The sequence below is a fragment of the Stenotrophomonas maltophilia genome (assembly GCF_013464485.1).
GTDB classification, from domain to species: domain Bacteria; phylum Pseudomonadota; class Gammaproteobacteria; order Xanthomonadales; family Xanthomonadaceae; genus Stenotrophomonas; species Stenotrophomonas maltophilia_AW.
This window is the reverse complement of the sequence record NZ_RAUX01000032.1, coordinates 47,821-61,259: the sequence shown is the minus strand read 5'-3', so window position 1 is coordinate 61,259 and position 13,439 is coordinate 47,821. Positions and strand designations below refer to the sequence as shown.

Annotated in this window: 11 protein-coding genes; 6 read left to right on the top strand and 5 right to left on the bottom strand. The window is 66.1% G+C overall.

The annotated features are described in order from the left end of the window. Positions 1–29: 29 nt before the first annotated feature. From hutI to hutU, 4 genes are read left to right on the top strand one after another with little or no spacing between them, the layout of a single operon-like run. Positions 30–1,253: an imidazolonepropionase gene (gene hutI, locus D7Y61_RS14750; protein WP_180867157.1), complete on the top strand. Its 1,224-nt coding sequence runs from the start codon at positions 30–32 to the stop codon at positions 1,251–1,253. Beyond that, positions 1,250–2,791 carry a histidine ammonia-lyase gene (gene hutH / locus D7Y61_RS14745; RefSeq protein ID WP_180867154.1) on the top strand — a complete coding sequence of 514 codons (1,542 nt, stop codon included), beginning with the start codon at positions 1,250–1,252 and terminating at the stop codon, positions 2,789–2,791. The genes hutI and hutH overlap by 4 nt, the downstream gene beginning before the upstream one ends. Next, positions 2,788–3,642, top strand: coding sequence for an N-formylglutamate deformylase (gene hutG, locus D7Y61_RS14740; RefSeq protein WP_180867151.1), 855 nt, complete (start codon positions 2,788–2,790; stop codon positions 3,640–3,642). Before hutH ends, hutG begins: the two co-directional genes overlap by 4 nt. Beyond that, complete coding sequence (gene hutU, locus D7Y61_RS14735) at positions 3,639–5,306, top strand: urocanate hydratase (RefSeq protein WP_107232990.1); 1,668 nt, start codon at positions 3,639–3,641, stop codon at positions 5,304–5,306. The genes hutG and hutU overlap by 4 nt, the downstream gene beginning before the upstream one ends. Positions 5,307–5,451: 145 nt before the next feature. Here hutU and D7Y61_RS14730 read toward each other — a convergent pair whose 3' ends face one another. Both D7Y61_RS14730 and D7Y61_RS14725 read right to left on the bottom strand, forming a co-directional pair. Continuing rightward, complete coding sequence (locus D7Y61_RS14730; protein ID WP_180867148.1) at positions 5,452–6,120, bottom strand: GAD-like domain-containing protein; 669 nt, start codon at positions 6,118–6,120, stop codon at positions 5,452–5,454. 108 nt (positions 6,121–6,228) lie between these two features. After that, positions 6,229–6,642, bottom strand: coding sequence for a hypothetical protein (locus tag D7Y61_RS14725; protein WP_219627951.1), 414 nt, complete (start codon positions 6,640–6,642; stop codon positions 6,229–6,231). Positions 6,643–6,966: 324 nt separating this feature from the next. Here D7Y61_RS14725 and D7Y61_RS14720 point away from each other — a divergent pair, with 324 nt between their 5' ends. Further along, positions 6,967–8,403 (top strand): serine hydrolase domain-containing protein, encoded by a 1,437-nt coding sequence (locus D7Y61_RS14720; protein WP_180867146.1) that lies wholly within the window; start codon positions 6,967–6,969, stop codon positions 8,401–8,403. 187 nt (positions 8,404–8,590) lie between these two features. Continuing rightward, positions 8,591–10,702 (top strand): TonB-dependent receptor family protein, encoded by a 2,112-nt coding sequence (locus D7Y61_RS14715; RefSeq protein ID WP_180867143.1) that lies wholly within the window; start codon positions 8,591–8,593, stop codon positions 10,700–10,702. Between the two features lie 48 nt (positions 10,703–10,750). Here the strand turns inward: D7Y61_RS14715 and D7Y61_RS14710 are convergent, their stop codons facing one another. The 3 genes from D7Y61_RS14710 to D7Y61_RS14700 are packed head-to-tail and all read right to left on the bottom strand — an operon-like array spanning position 10,751 to position 13,300. Continuing rightward, entirely contained in the window at positions 10,751–11,623 is an 873-nt protein-coding gene (locus D7Y61_RS14710) for a hypothetical protein (protein WP_180867141.1), read from the bottom strand. Next, positions 11,623–12,468: an energy transducer TonB gene (locus tag D7Y61_RS14705; protein ID WP_180867138.1), complete on the bottom strand. Its 846-nt coding sequence runs from the start codon at positions 12,466–12,468 to the stop codon at positions 11,623–11,625. The genes D7Y61_RS14710 and D7Y61_RS14705 overlap by 1 nt, the downstream gene beginning before the upstream one ends. Before the next feature lie 52 nt (positions 12,469–12,520). Next, positions 12,521–13,300: a hypothetical protein gene (locus tag D7Y61_RS14700; protein WP_180867135.1), complete on the bottom strand. Its 780-nt coding sequence runs from the start codon at positions 13,298–13,300 to the stop codon at positions 12,521–12,523. Positions 13,301–13,439: the final 139 nt, after the last annotated feature.

Sequence of the window (13,439 nt, the reverse complement as noted above, 5' to 3'; positions counted from 1 at the left end):
CATATAAGCACAGCCGCGTTGTGGATGCCATGCACGTCGATACCCTCTGGTCCAACGTTCACCTGATCACCCTCGACGGCGAGGGGCTGGGTGTCATCCGCCATGGGGTACTGGCCTGCGCCGACGGCCGCATCGTCCATGTGGGTGCCGCCGGCAGCGATGCCCACCTGCAGCCAACCACTCGCATCGATGGCGAAGGCCGCTGGATTTCGCCCGGCCTGATCGACTGCCATACCCACCTGGTCTATGCCGGCAACCGCGCCAACGAGTTCGAGCAGCGCCTGCAGGGCGTCAGCTATGCCGACATCGCCCGTGCCGGCGGTGGCATCGTCTCCACCGTGCGCGCCACTCGTGCTGCGACGCCGGAACAGCTGGCCAGCGAAAGCCGGCCGCGCCTGCTGGCGATGCGCGCCGAGGGCGTGACCACCCTCGAGATCAAGTCCGGCTACGGCCTGACCCTGCCAGACGAACGCAAGCAGCTGCAGGTCGCACGTGCGCTGGGCGAGGAATGCCGGGTCAACGTGGTGACCACCTTCCTCGGCGCGCACGCGATTCCGCCGGGCCGCGAAGCACAGGAGTACACCGACGAGGTGTGCAACGTGATGATCCCGGCCATCGCCGCCGAAGGCTTGGCCGAAGCAGTGGACGTGTTCTGCGAGAACATCGCCTTCTCGCCGGCGCAGGCGCGGCAGGTCTTCGAAGCGGCGCGCGCCAACGGGCTGGCGGTGAAGATCCATGCCGAGCAGCTGAGCAACCAGCATGGTGCTGAACTGGCCGCCAGCTTCGGTGCATTGTCGGCCGACCATATCGAACATCTGGATGACGCCGGCATCGCCGCGATGGCCGCCGCCGGCACCGTCGCCGTGCTGTTGCCCGGTGCCTTCTATTTCACCCGCGATACCACCCTGCCGCCGATCGCGGCGCTGCGTGCGGCCGGCGTGCCGCTGGCGCTGGCCACCGACAGCAATCCGGGCACTTCGCCGCTGACCAGCCCGCTGCTGGCGATGAACATGGGCGCCACCCTGTTCCGCCTGACGGTGGATGAGTGCATCGCCGGCTTCACCCGTGAAGCGGCGCGCGCGCTCGGACGCAGCGATCGCATCGGCCGCCTCGCCGTGGGCCTGGACTGCGACCTGGCGATCTGGGACATCGATGCGCCCGCGGACCTGGTCTATCGCATTGGATTCAACCCGCTGCACGCGCGCGTGGTGCGCGGACAGCCCGACCTGCCTGCCTCCTGGAGCAACACATGAGCAACACCCTGGTTCTTCGCCCCGGCCATGTCACTCTCGCCCAGTGGCGGCAGGTCTATCGCGGTGCACCGCTGGCACTGGACCCCGGCGCGCTGCCGGTGGTGCGCGCCAGTGCCGCAACCGTGGCCGCCATCGTCGCCAAGGGCGCGCCGGTGTATGGCATCAACACCGGCTTCGGCAAGCTGGCCAGCGTGCGCATCGAGCGCGAGGACCTGGCCACCCTGCAGCGCAATATCGTGCTCTCGCACGCTGCCGGCGTGGGCGAGCCGATGCCGGCCAGCGTGGTGCGGCTGATGATGGCGCTGAAGCTGGTCAGCCTCGCGCAGGGCGCTTCGGGTATCCGCGAGGAAACCCTGCTGCTGCTCGAAGCGATGCTGGTCAAGGGCGTGCTGCCGGTGGTGCCGGCACAAGGCTCGGTGGGCGCCTCGGGTGATCTGGCACCGCTCTCGCACCTGGCCAGCGTGATGCTGGGCGTGGGCGAAGCCTTCATTGGTGACGAGCGCCTGCCGGCAGCCGACGCACTGGCACGTGCCGGCCTGCAGCCGATCGAACTGGGCGCGAAGGAAGGCCTGGCGCTGCTCAACGGCACCCAGTTCTCCACCGCGTATGCGCTGGCGGGCCTGTTCGAGATCGAGACCGTGTTCCAGGCCGCACTGGTGACCGGCGCGCTGTCGGTGGAAGCAGCCAAGGGTTCTGACACACCGTTCGACCCGCGCATCCATGCCATCCGCGGCCAGCGCGGGCAGATCGCCACCGCCGCCACCCTGCGCACGCTGATGCAGGGTTCGGACATCCGCGAATCGCACCGTGACAACGACGTGCGCGTGCAGGACCCGTACTGCCTGCGCTGCCAGCCGCAGGTGATGGGCGCGGCGCTGGACATCCTGCGCCAGGCCGCGACCACGCTGGAAATCGAAGCCAACGGCGTGTCCGACAATCCGCTGGTGTTCACCGACACCGGCGAAGCGCTGTCCGGTGGCAACTTCCACGCCGAGCCAGTCGCCTTTGCCGCCGACATGCTGGCGATGGCGGTGTGCGAGATCGGTTCGATCAGCGAGCGCCGCCTGGCGATGCTGGTGGACCCGGCCCTGTCCGGCCTGCCGGCGTTCCTGACCCCGCGCCCGGGCCTGAATTCCGGCTTCATGATCCCGCAGGTGACCGCCGCCGCGCTGGTCTCGGAAAACAAGCAGCGCGCCTACCCGGCCAGCGTTGATTCGATTCCGACCTCGGCCAACCAGGAAGACCATGTGTCGATGGCCGCGCATGGCGCGCGCCGCCTGATGCAGATGGCCGAGAACTCCGCCAACGTGATCGGCATCGAACTGCTGGCCGCTGCGCAGGGCTGCGACTTCCACGCGCCGCTGCGCTCCAGCACGGCGCTGGAAAGCGTGCGCGCCACCCTGCGTGCACAGGTGCCGACGCTGGAAGAAGACCGCTATTTCCATCCGGACATGGTGACCGCCACGAATCTGGTGCGCAGTGGCGCGCTGGCGCAGGGCCTGGCCGACTTGCTGCCAACCGTGGAACCGCAGGTATGAACGCCCATCCCGAATGGTTGACGGTGCACGAGGGCGACGCCCCGTTGATCGTCAGCTTCCCACATACCGGCAGCGAGCTGCCGCACGACCTGATCGGCGACTACCACTCGCCGTGGCTGGCCCGCCGCGATGCCGACTGGTGGGTGCACGAGCTGTATGACTTCGTGCGCGGCATGGGCGCGACCACGGTGCGCTCAGCGATCTCGCGTTCGGTGATCGACCTCAACCGCGATCCCAGCGGCGTGTCGCTGTACCCGGGCCAGAACACCACCGGCCTGTGCCCGCTGACGACCTTCGACAACCAGCCGCTGTACCACGCCGGGCGCGAACCGGACGAAGCAGAAATCGCCCGTCGCCGCGACACGTACTTCCTGCCCTACCACGATGCACTGGCTTCGCAGATCACGCGCCTGCGTGCACGCCACGGCACCGTGGTGGTGTACGACGCGCACTCGATCCGCTCACACATCCCGCATCTGTTCGACGGTGAGCTGCCGCAGTTCAACCTGGGCACCGCCGGCCCGTCCGGCGCACCGGACACGTCCTGCGACAACGCCCTGAGCGACGTGGTGGAGAACCTGTTGAAGATCAGTGGCATGAGCCAGGTCCGCAACGGCCGCTTCAAGGGCGGCTGGATCACCCGCCACTACAGCAACATCGCCGGCGGCGTGCACAGCCTGCAGATGGAGCTGGCCTGCCGTGGCTACATGCACGAACCCCTGCCCGACCAGGTGGACGAACACAGCTGGCCCACCCCGCTCGACCCCGACCACGCCGCACCGCTGCGCCACACCCTGGCGCAGGTGCTCAATGCCTGCCTTGAATTCGCTACGAACCGGAGCGCCGCATGACCCGCAACGACCCGTCCCGCACCATCGCCGCGCCGACCGGCACCACGCTGAACGCCAAGAGCTGGCTGACCGAAGCGCCGCTGCGCATGCTGATGAACAACCTGCACCCGGACGTGGCCGAGCGGCCGCAGGAACTGGTGGTGTACGGCGGCATCGGCCGCGCCGCGCGCGACTGGGAGAGCTTCGACGCCATCGTCGAAACGCTCAAGCGCCTGGACGATGACCAGACATTGCTGGTGCAGTCGGGCAAGCCGGTGGGCGTGTTCCGCACCCACGCCGATGCGCCGCGCGTGCTGATCGCCAATTCCAACCTGGTGCCGCGTTGGGCCAACTGGGACCACTTCAACGAGCTGGATAAGAAGGGTCTGGCCATGTACGGCCAGATGACCGCCGGCAGCTGGATCTACATCGGCGCACAGGGCATCGTGCAGGGCACCTACGAGACCTTCGTGGAGATGGGCCGCCAGCACTTCGGCGGCGACCTGACCGGCAAGTGGCTGTTCACCGGCGGCCTTGGTGGCATGGGTGGCGCACAGCCGCTGGCCGCGGTGATGGCTGGCGCCTCCTGCCTGGCCGTCGAGTGCCGCAAGAGCAGCATCGACATGCGCCTGCGCACCGGCTACCTGGACACCTGGACTGACAACCTGGACGAAGCACTGCGCCTGATCGACGAATCGTGCAAGGCCGGCACCCCGAAGTCGGTGGGCCTGCTCGGCAACGTGGCCGACGTGCTGGCCGAACTGCTCAAGCGTGGTGTGAAGCCGGACCTGCTGACCGACCAGACCTCCGCGCACGACCCGGTGAATGGCTACCTGCCGCAGGGCTGGACCGTCGAGCAGTGGGACGACAAGCGCGTGTCTGCGCCGAAGGACGTGGAGAAGGCTGCACGCGCGTCGATGGCCAATCACATCCGCGCCATGCTCGGCTTCCACGCACTGGGTGTGCCGACCGTGGACTACGGCAACAACCTGCGGCAGATGGCGCTGGAAGAAGGCGTGGCCAATGCGTTCGACTTCCCCGGCTTCGTGCCGGCCTATATCCGTCCGCTGTTCTGCCGCGGCATCGGACCGTTCCGCTGGGCGGCGCTGAGTGGCGACCCGGAAGACATCGCCAAGACCGATGCCAAGGTGAAGGAACTGATTCCGGACAACCCGCACCTGCACCGCTGGCTGGACATGGCCGCCGAGAAGATCAAGTTCCAGGGCCTGCCGGCGCGCATCTGCTGGGTCGGCCTGGGCGACCGTGATCGCCTCGGCCTGGCCTTCAACGAGATGGTCGCCAACGGTGAACTGAAGGCGCCGGTGGTGATCGGTCGCGACCATCTGGACAGTGGCAGCGTGGCCTCGCCGAACCGCGAAACCGAGGCGATGGCCGATGGTTCCGATGCAGTCTCCGACTGGCCGCTGTTGAACGCCCTGCTCAATACCGCCAGTGGCGCGACCTGGGTGTCGCTGCACCACGGTGGCGGCGTCGGCATGGGCTTCTCGCAGCACGCCGGCATGGTGATCGTCTGCGACGGCACCGAAGCGGCCGCGAAGCGGATTGGCCGCGTGCTGTGGAACGACCCGGCCACCGGCGTGATGCGCCATGCGGATGCGGGCTATGAGATCGCGATTGATTGCGCGAAGGAAAAGGGGCTGGATCTGCCGGGCATCCTGGGCTGATCGCAGGGTGCCGGCCAGCGGCCGGCACTACCGGAAGGCACCTGTAGAGCCGAGCCATGCTCGGCTCAATGTTTCCGGGAACGCGAAGCCTGACCCGAAGGCAGCCGAGCATGGGCTCGGCTCTACAAGTTTCGACTTGGTCGGATCACTTCCGGGCCAGTGGCTTCACATTTTTCGCATAGCGTGGAAATGCAGGCGCGGCGAACTCCCTCAGCATATGCAGGTGCGGCTGAAGCTTGAGCCTGCGCAAGTTGCCAATTGCGACTTCGCCACCGCAAACCAGTGCTGGCTCAAAGCCATACATCTCATCCGCCATCAAGTGCCCGCAAGTACTCACAACCCGATCAAAAGGCAGCTGTTCGGCCCCATCCATCAGATCAAAGTCTTCGAGCTCCGCGCAAGCGAAAAACGCCTTGATGCCCCCCTCCTGCCGTGCGAGAGACTTGGGTCTCAAACAGTTCTGAAGAGCAAATACTTCACTGCGGATCGGATCGATGCTCACGCCAGCGCCTGATGCTTCGCCGCACAGGTAGAGCCGTCCAAACCCGCTTCTGGCAAACACATGGTAGGTATCGATCAGGGGAAATGGAGTACCAGCCAACCACGTGTGCATCAGGCCTTCGTAGTCCTCGGGATTCACCGTCCACAGCCGTCCATTGCCATAGTTCGCCCATCCATCCCGACGCCAATAGCTCAAGAGCGATTCAGGCAAGATGCCCGTCCACTTGGTGAAACTGGTCTCTGGAACCGACGCGTGCTCACCGGCTTCGCCGAACGTCTCGATGAAAAGTGCAAAGTCCTGATCGTTGTCCATTGTCCTCTCCGTACGGGGCAATCTCGTCAACGTGGAGTGACACGACCGAACACCTGATGCGTCATGGACCACGGCAGTCCGTGGTCGGCACGGTCCACCCTACCCTGCTCACGCTTCATCATCAGGCGATTCGCAGTCTTCAACTATGGATGGTATCCACTTCGATTCGTCGTCTACCGGCTGTGGCAACCGCCCTTCAAGCCACTCAAGCACCTCATCAGGCTTGATGCCGGGTAGCGTCGATTCGATGCGCCAGCTCAGATACCAGCATGCAGGACCATTGAGATAGGGCGGTGGCGCCGTGGGCAGGAAACGAGTGGGGAGAAGCTCCGACACAGAAAGCGTGTTGAGCACATACGCCAACTCCTGCACCGTGCTCCACGCCAGCGGGTGCTCCAAGGCAAGTGAAAAGCCAACAGACCAAGTTCCATCGTCGCAGCGCTGCCAGTGGATGGGCTCGGACATCGCAGGAATCTTCTGCAGGTATGCCACCAGTTTTTTGAATTCTCGGGGCTTGGCCATTATTTGCTTCCAGTTGCAGGCAACCACAGATTCACTCGATCCGGCGGTCACAGTGGTACGAGGCGGTGACGCGGTCAACAGACCTTCAATGGACAGGTAAATCCGGCTGGGGCCTGGCCCAGAATCGCCGCGCTTCGGCCCGACGTTGTATCTGAAGGCCCAGCGTACTAGAAGGGGCAATCGCGACAGGCCTGCCACCAGGGGCTTCCGCCTTGCTTCATTCCTGCTCCCCCTATGTTCCTGCGTGGAACAAAGAACCTGCCCGGCTTGACCCCAACTCCCGCCGTGACCAAGATGCGCCATCACCGCTGACGGACCATCGCGATGTACCGCACCTTTGCTGCTGCATTGCTCTGCACGCTGTCTGCGATCCCATCCGTTTCGGCGCTTGAAACTGCCGGCAATCTTTCCAATCAGCTCGACACCCAGTTGCAGGCCAACCGCGAGCGCTACGGCATCGCCGGCCAGGCGGTACTGGTCGCGCACAATGGCCAGGTGCTGTACCAGGGCGCCAGCGGCGAACGCGATCCCGCTGCCCATGTGCCTGCCACTGTCGACACCATCTTCGCCGCGCAATCCATGGCCAAGCTGCTGACCAGCACACTGGTGATGCAGCTGGTCGACCAGGGCAAGGTGGATCTGGACGCACCGGCCAGCCGTTATGTTCCGGACCTACCGACGGCATGGCAGGCGATTCACGTACGCGATTTCCTCAACCACAGCTCGGGTATCGGCGAGTATTACGACCGGGTGGACAACCGCTGGGTGAGCAAGGGTTACACCGGAGTGGCGCCTAACCTTGGCGCTGCACTGAAGGTGGCCGGCGCGGCACCGATGCAGTTCGCCACCGGCAGCCGCGTGCAGTACACCCAGGCCAACTACCTGGTGCTGACCGCCTTGCTGGAAGCGCATTACGGCAAGCCCTACCCGGCCATCGCGCGCGAACGCATCCTGCAACCGCTGAAGATGACCAGCACCTCATGGGGCGTCACCAGCGTGCCAGCCACGCGCGCGGCAGTGCCTTACATCGGCAAGGACGGCCAACTGCAGCCGGCCAATGAAGACCCCTGGCCGAACTACGGTTGGGGACACGCCGACCTGCAGACCACCGTGGGCGACATGAACCGTTTCCTGCAGGCGCTGGCGACCGGCAAGCTGCTGCGCACGGCGACCCTGGAAAAACTCTGGCAGCCGCAGAAACTGGCCGGCGGTGGCAGCAATTTCTTCTCCACCGGTTGGGATACCACCCGCAGCGACGGCTACACCCAGGTCGGCCACGATGGTGGCACCCGCGTGCGTGCGCGGCTGGCCTACAAGGGCACGCTGGCCAGCGGTTACTGGGTGTTCGTGTACCTGACCAACGGCAGCGCACGCAATGTCTGGTCGAGCACGCTGGTGGAGAGCACGATGGCGGTGGCCGCGCCGGAGGAGTTCCCACATACGGCGTTGTCCGAGCGGCTGATCGCGTATGCGCTGGATGACAGCGCTGGCGCGGCCGAAGCTGTGCATCGCTGGCTGCGCGACAGCAACAAGGTTGCTGCCAGTGAATTGGAACGCGCGATCAATGCCGATGGTTACGCGATCCGCGAAAGCCTCGGTGCACGCAAGGCAGTGAAGGTGTTCGCGCTCAACACCGAGCTGTATCCGGATTCGGCCAATGCCTGGGACAGCCTGGCCGAGTGCCATGCGACGCTGGGTGAGAAGGAAGCGGCTGATCGGCTGTATGCGAAGGCCAAGGCGCTGGCGAAGCCTGCTCTGTAGAGTCGAGCCGTGCTCGACTCCGGGACACAGAGGCAGTCGAGCAAGGCTCGACTCTACAGAAAGCGAAAGACAGTCGAGCAAGCTCGACTCTACAAGGAGCGCGGGCGGCCATACGCCGCCGATGGGTGACGTGACGCCACCAACCTGTTAACTTGCGTGCCACTTTTGTGGTTTACAGCATTTCCGCATGTCGCTCTCGTCGTACCGCCCCACCCCGTCGCTGTTGTTCCTGGCCGTTTCCCTTGGCCTCTCCACCACCGCCGCTGCTGCGCCGCAGGCCACCACGCTGGATGCCGTGCAGGTCACCGCTGCTGCCGATGCCAGCGCCCAGGCGCGCGAGGCGCTGAAGCGCGTACCCGGCGCGAGCAACGTCATCGACGTGGCCAAGGCCGACAGCCGCCTGTCCAGCAGCGCCGATGTGCTGGCCTACCAGCCGGGCATCAGTGCGCAGTCGCCGGGCAACGAGGGCACCAAGATCTCGATCCGTGGCTCGGGCATCAACCGTGGCCCGGGCGCGCATGCTTCGGGTATCGCCGTGTCGATCGACGGTCTGCCACTGACCGGCCCGGGTGGCACGCCCTACGAGCTGCTGGAACCGCTGTGGTTGTCGCGCGTGGAAGTCCTGCGCGGCGCCAACGGCTTCGAGCGCGGCGCGTTGGCGCTGGGCGGTGCCATCGACTACGTCAGCCGCAGCGGTCGTGATTCGGCGGGCGTGCAGCTGCACTACGAAGCCGGCAGCCGTGGCTACCAGAAGCGCGGCATCAGCTGGGGCGGCGTCAGTGGTGATGTCGACTACTTCCTGGCCTACACCGATACCGAATTCGATGGCTATCAGCGCCACGCGCGCGGCGACGGCAAGGGTGCGATGGCCAACATCGGCTGGCAGATCACGCCCGACCTGCAGACGCGTTTCTTCGTGCGCTATCGCGAAACGAATCATGAAACGCCCGGCCGCCTGACCCGCGATCAGATCCGCAACGATCCACGCGCCGCGAACCCGGCCAACCTGGCCATCGATGCGCGTCGCCCGCAGCCGGGCAGCACCTGGGTGGGCAACGTCACCACGCTGCAGATCGATGAGGACTCCTCGTTGCAGGCCGGGCTGGTCTATCACACGTACCCGATGGACTTGAACGAGAGCCTGTACCGGCAGCAGCTGGACTACGCCAACCTCAATGCCACGCTGGACTACCGCCGCCGCCACCTGCTGTTCGGCCTGGACAGCGAGACCACGGTCGGCCTGCGCGTCACCCACGATCTGGACGCCGATGTGCGCGAGTCGCTGCGCTTTGCCAGCAACGGCTATGCCGCCGGTACGCGCACGCGTGACTTCCGCCACCACGGCACCGACAGCACGCTGCACGTCGGCAATACCCTCACCTTCAACGACCGCCTGCGCCTGCAGACCGGGCTGGCACTGATCAACACCCGTCGCGATGTGCAGGTGACCTGGCCGAGCAGCGGCGGCCGCCTGCGCGGCCACGACTGGGACTACGCGCCGCGACTGGGCTTCACCTGGCAGCACAGCACCCAGACCCAGTGGTTCGGCAACCTCAGCCGCTCGGTGGAGGCGCCGCACCCGTGGTCGATGATCTGGGGCTCGAACCAGTACTTCGGGCCGGGCAATGGCCCGTCCAGCGGTCGCCAGCGCGCGCCGGTGCCAATGCAGAACCAGACCGCCACCACGCTGGAACTGGGCGCACGCGGTGACACAGCGCTGGGTCGCTGGGAACTGACCGGCTACTACGCGCACGTAAACCACGAACTGCTGAGCGTTGAACTGCAACCGGTGCCGAACCTGTTCATCGCCGAGAACAACGCCAGCCCCACCGTTCACCGCGGCATCGAAGCCGGGTTGGACAGCACGCTGTGGCAGGCTGCACCGGGCCGCCTGTCGCTGCGCCAGGCGTATACCTTCAGCGATTTCCGCTACCGCCACGACGCGCGTTTCGGCGGCAACCGCCTGCCCGGCCTGCCGCGCCACGCCTATCAAGCCGAGCTGCGCTTCGATCACGCCTCCGGCCTGTACGCTGCGCTCAATACCGAATACGCCTCGCGCATCGCCGTCGACTACGCCAACAGCTACTGGGCCGACAGCCATGTGATCTTCGGCAGCCGCATCGGCTACGACGCACCCGGTGGCCGCTGGCAGGCCTGGGCGGAGATGCGCAACATCGGCAACCGCCGCTACGCCGCCACGGTCACACCGGGCTACGACGATGCCGGCAAGGATGTCGCCCGCTCGACGCCGGGCGAAGGTCGTGGCGTCTATGCAGGCGTGCGCTTGCGCTTTGACTGATGACCGCAGGCGGCGCCGGGTGTGATCCGGCGCCCTCTGCCCCTCTCGTCAATGGGCGTACTTCCAGGGCCGCAGTACGCGGCCATCCCATACGCCGCCCAGACCTCGTTCCGGGGGTTCGCTCATCCAGCGTCCCTGTTCCCGATGCAGTACGACCAGCTCCCGGTAGACGAAATCGACGGAGCACGAATCCCAGGCGACGGCGATCATGGCCCACCGCCCATCGCCGCTGAAAACGGGCCGGGTCAGATGGACGAACTGATCATACGGATGGGACGGCTGCTGCGCCGTTGATGCGCACCCGCGCTCCCGCAGCGCTCGAAGACCTTCGGCATCCATCCGCTGCGCACCGGCCAATGCGGCTGCGGGTACTGGCGCGGGACGGCGATTGGCAGGAACCAGATCCGCCTGCAGCTGCAACCGCAGCGCGTGGATCTGCGGCGGCCACCGGTCGTCCAGCGGCAGGACCAGATCATCCACCTCCTGGCAGGTGGAGGCACTGCTGCCCGGCCAGCAATAGGGCAACGTCTGCTCCATCACGTAGATGTCCTGCCCCACCGGGTCGGTCAACTGCGGCTGCTCCTGCGGGCGCCATCGATCGACGGGGGCGGACGGCGTCTGCGGTGCGGTGGGCACGCCGCTCGACGGCAATGGCAGAACCGGCGTCGGCTGCGGCACTGGCGGGGCTGGAAGACGGAATGGAGGACCCTGCCGAATCACCAGCGCCATCGCCTCAGCCTGCATCTGCGCGGTTCCCAGGTTGACCGGCGGCGGACCGGTTTCCTGCTGCCACCTCGGGCGCAGGCTGCAGATTCCGGCCATGAGAGCCAAAGCCGACAGCGCCGCCGCCAACGATGCAATGCGCCGCCAGGCGATCCGCTGTTGGCAGTCACGGTCTGGCTTGAACGAGGTATCTGTCATCACGACTCCGGTAACGCGGGCCACAGGCCGTGGCCAAAGCTCATATAGCGGACAGGCTCCACTCGAACACGCTCCCATCCGCCCTTGCTGCGGTGCAGAAGGTAGAGGACGCGCATCGCCGTTCCTCCACTGCACAGATCCGAGGCGATCGATGCCATTGCCCAGTTCCCGTCCAGGCTGAACACAGGACGCTGCAGATAGACAACGCCCAGATCCGGCTTGCCCGGGCCACCCGTGCATCCCTCGACGCCGCGTGCGCGCCGTTGCTGAAGCTCGTCCCACGTCATCCGTTGCGCTCGCACATGCGCAAGCTCAAACGCGAGGTCGGGTACGCGTACAGCCCGGCGGTTCGCAACCTGCAGCATCGCCTCCAGATGCTGCTGAAGTTGAAAGGACGCCGCACTGTCATCATCGCGCCACTCGACGACGTTGTGACGAACCTGGCAGACCGGGGCGGGGTCTCCTTCACCGCAGGCAGGCGCAGTCCATTCCATCACAGCGAATGGCATGTCGGGCTCCCGGTCGCGCGGCTCGAAGTGTGCTGGCGCGACATCTGCCAGTGGCACCTCCGCGGTCGCGAACCCACTGTTGCCGGTCAGCATCGCGGAGGAGACTGCCTTCATTGGAATCGGCGGTACCGGCGGCGTTCCTGGCGGTGTCGGTCGCAGGTCGATGAGCTCTGCCATCACCTCGGCCTGCATCCGTGCCGTTCCCAGGTTGATCGGAGGCGGGCTGACATCCTGCCGCCACTGTGGGCGCACGCTGGCCATCAGCGCTGCGCCAGCAGCCACGAACAGGACGACCGCTGTCGTCAGGATGTGCTTCCGTGCAATGCGCTGTCGCATGAAGCTCCTCGAAGAAATGAAGCAGGTTGGGATATCAGCCGGGAACGTGGCGCTACAGCGCTTGAATGACCTGCAGCAGGTGGGTCGCTCCTGGCGCCAGCGCCTGCGCAAGCCAACCCAGCACAGCGAAGAACAGCAGCAGGCCGAGCAGCGGCCAGATCGTGTGCGTCACGCATACCCGCCACCATCCCTGCTCCTGCATGCCCTGCATGCGCCGGTACAGGCCACCGGCGATGGCGGCGTCCACCAGCAGCTCGGCCATCAGCACCGGCGCCGCCCACACCACCCACACGCTGGCCAGCAGGACGGTCGCCACCAGCGCGACGATGCCGAGGATCGCGAGCAACGGCAGGCCCGCTTCGTCTTCGGCCAGGCCGGTCAACGGCAGCTCACCGGCATCGCCGCCGCTGACCCGCGCCGACTCATTCCACGAAGCTGACGCGCCGCCACCTCCGGAACGGCCGCCGACGCCGCTCCACGGTGATTCCACGGCACTTCCGCGAGGCGATGGGCTGCCACTACCCACATCCGGCGACAGGCCATCCAGCACGTTGTCCCAGCGCCAGCGGATCCAGATCCACATCAGCAGCAGGAACACGCCATAGGCCAACAGCACGGCCATCGGGTAGCGAAGCAGCATTGCGTCGATACCGGCCAGACGCAGCAGATGCGAGGCGAGGAAACCGGCCGCAGCGGTCAGGGCCACGATCAGCGCCATCTGCAGGCGCGGCCAGCCGCGTTGCTGCAGATGCTGCCGCGCGCGCACGACTTCACTGCCGCGGTTCACCGGCAACTTCAACGGGCTGCGTGAAAAGAAACGGGTGCGTTTCATCGGCGCCAACGGATGCCGCGGATCGTGCAGCGTGGAAGCTCGAAAACCTGATACTGCATGCGGACATCCTTGCCGGGCACGCGTAAGCGGTGGTGGGCGGATTCTACCGCGGGCAGGTCCGCTGTCCAGACGGTGGACC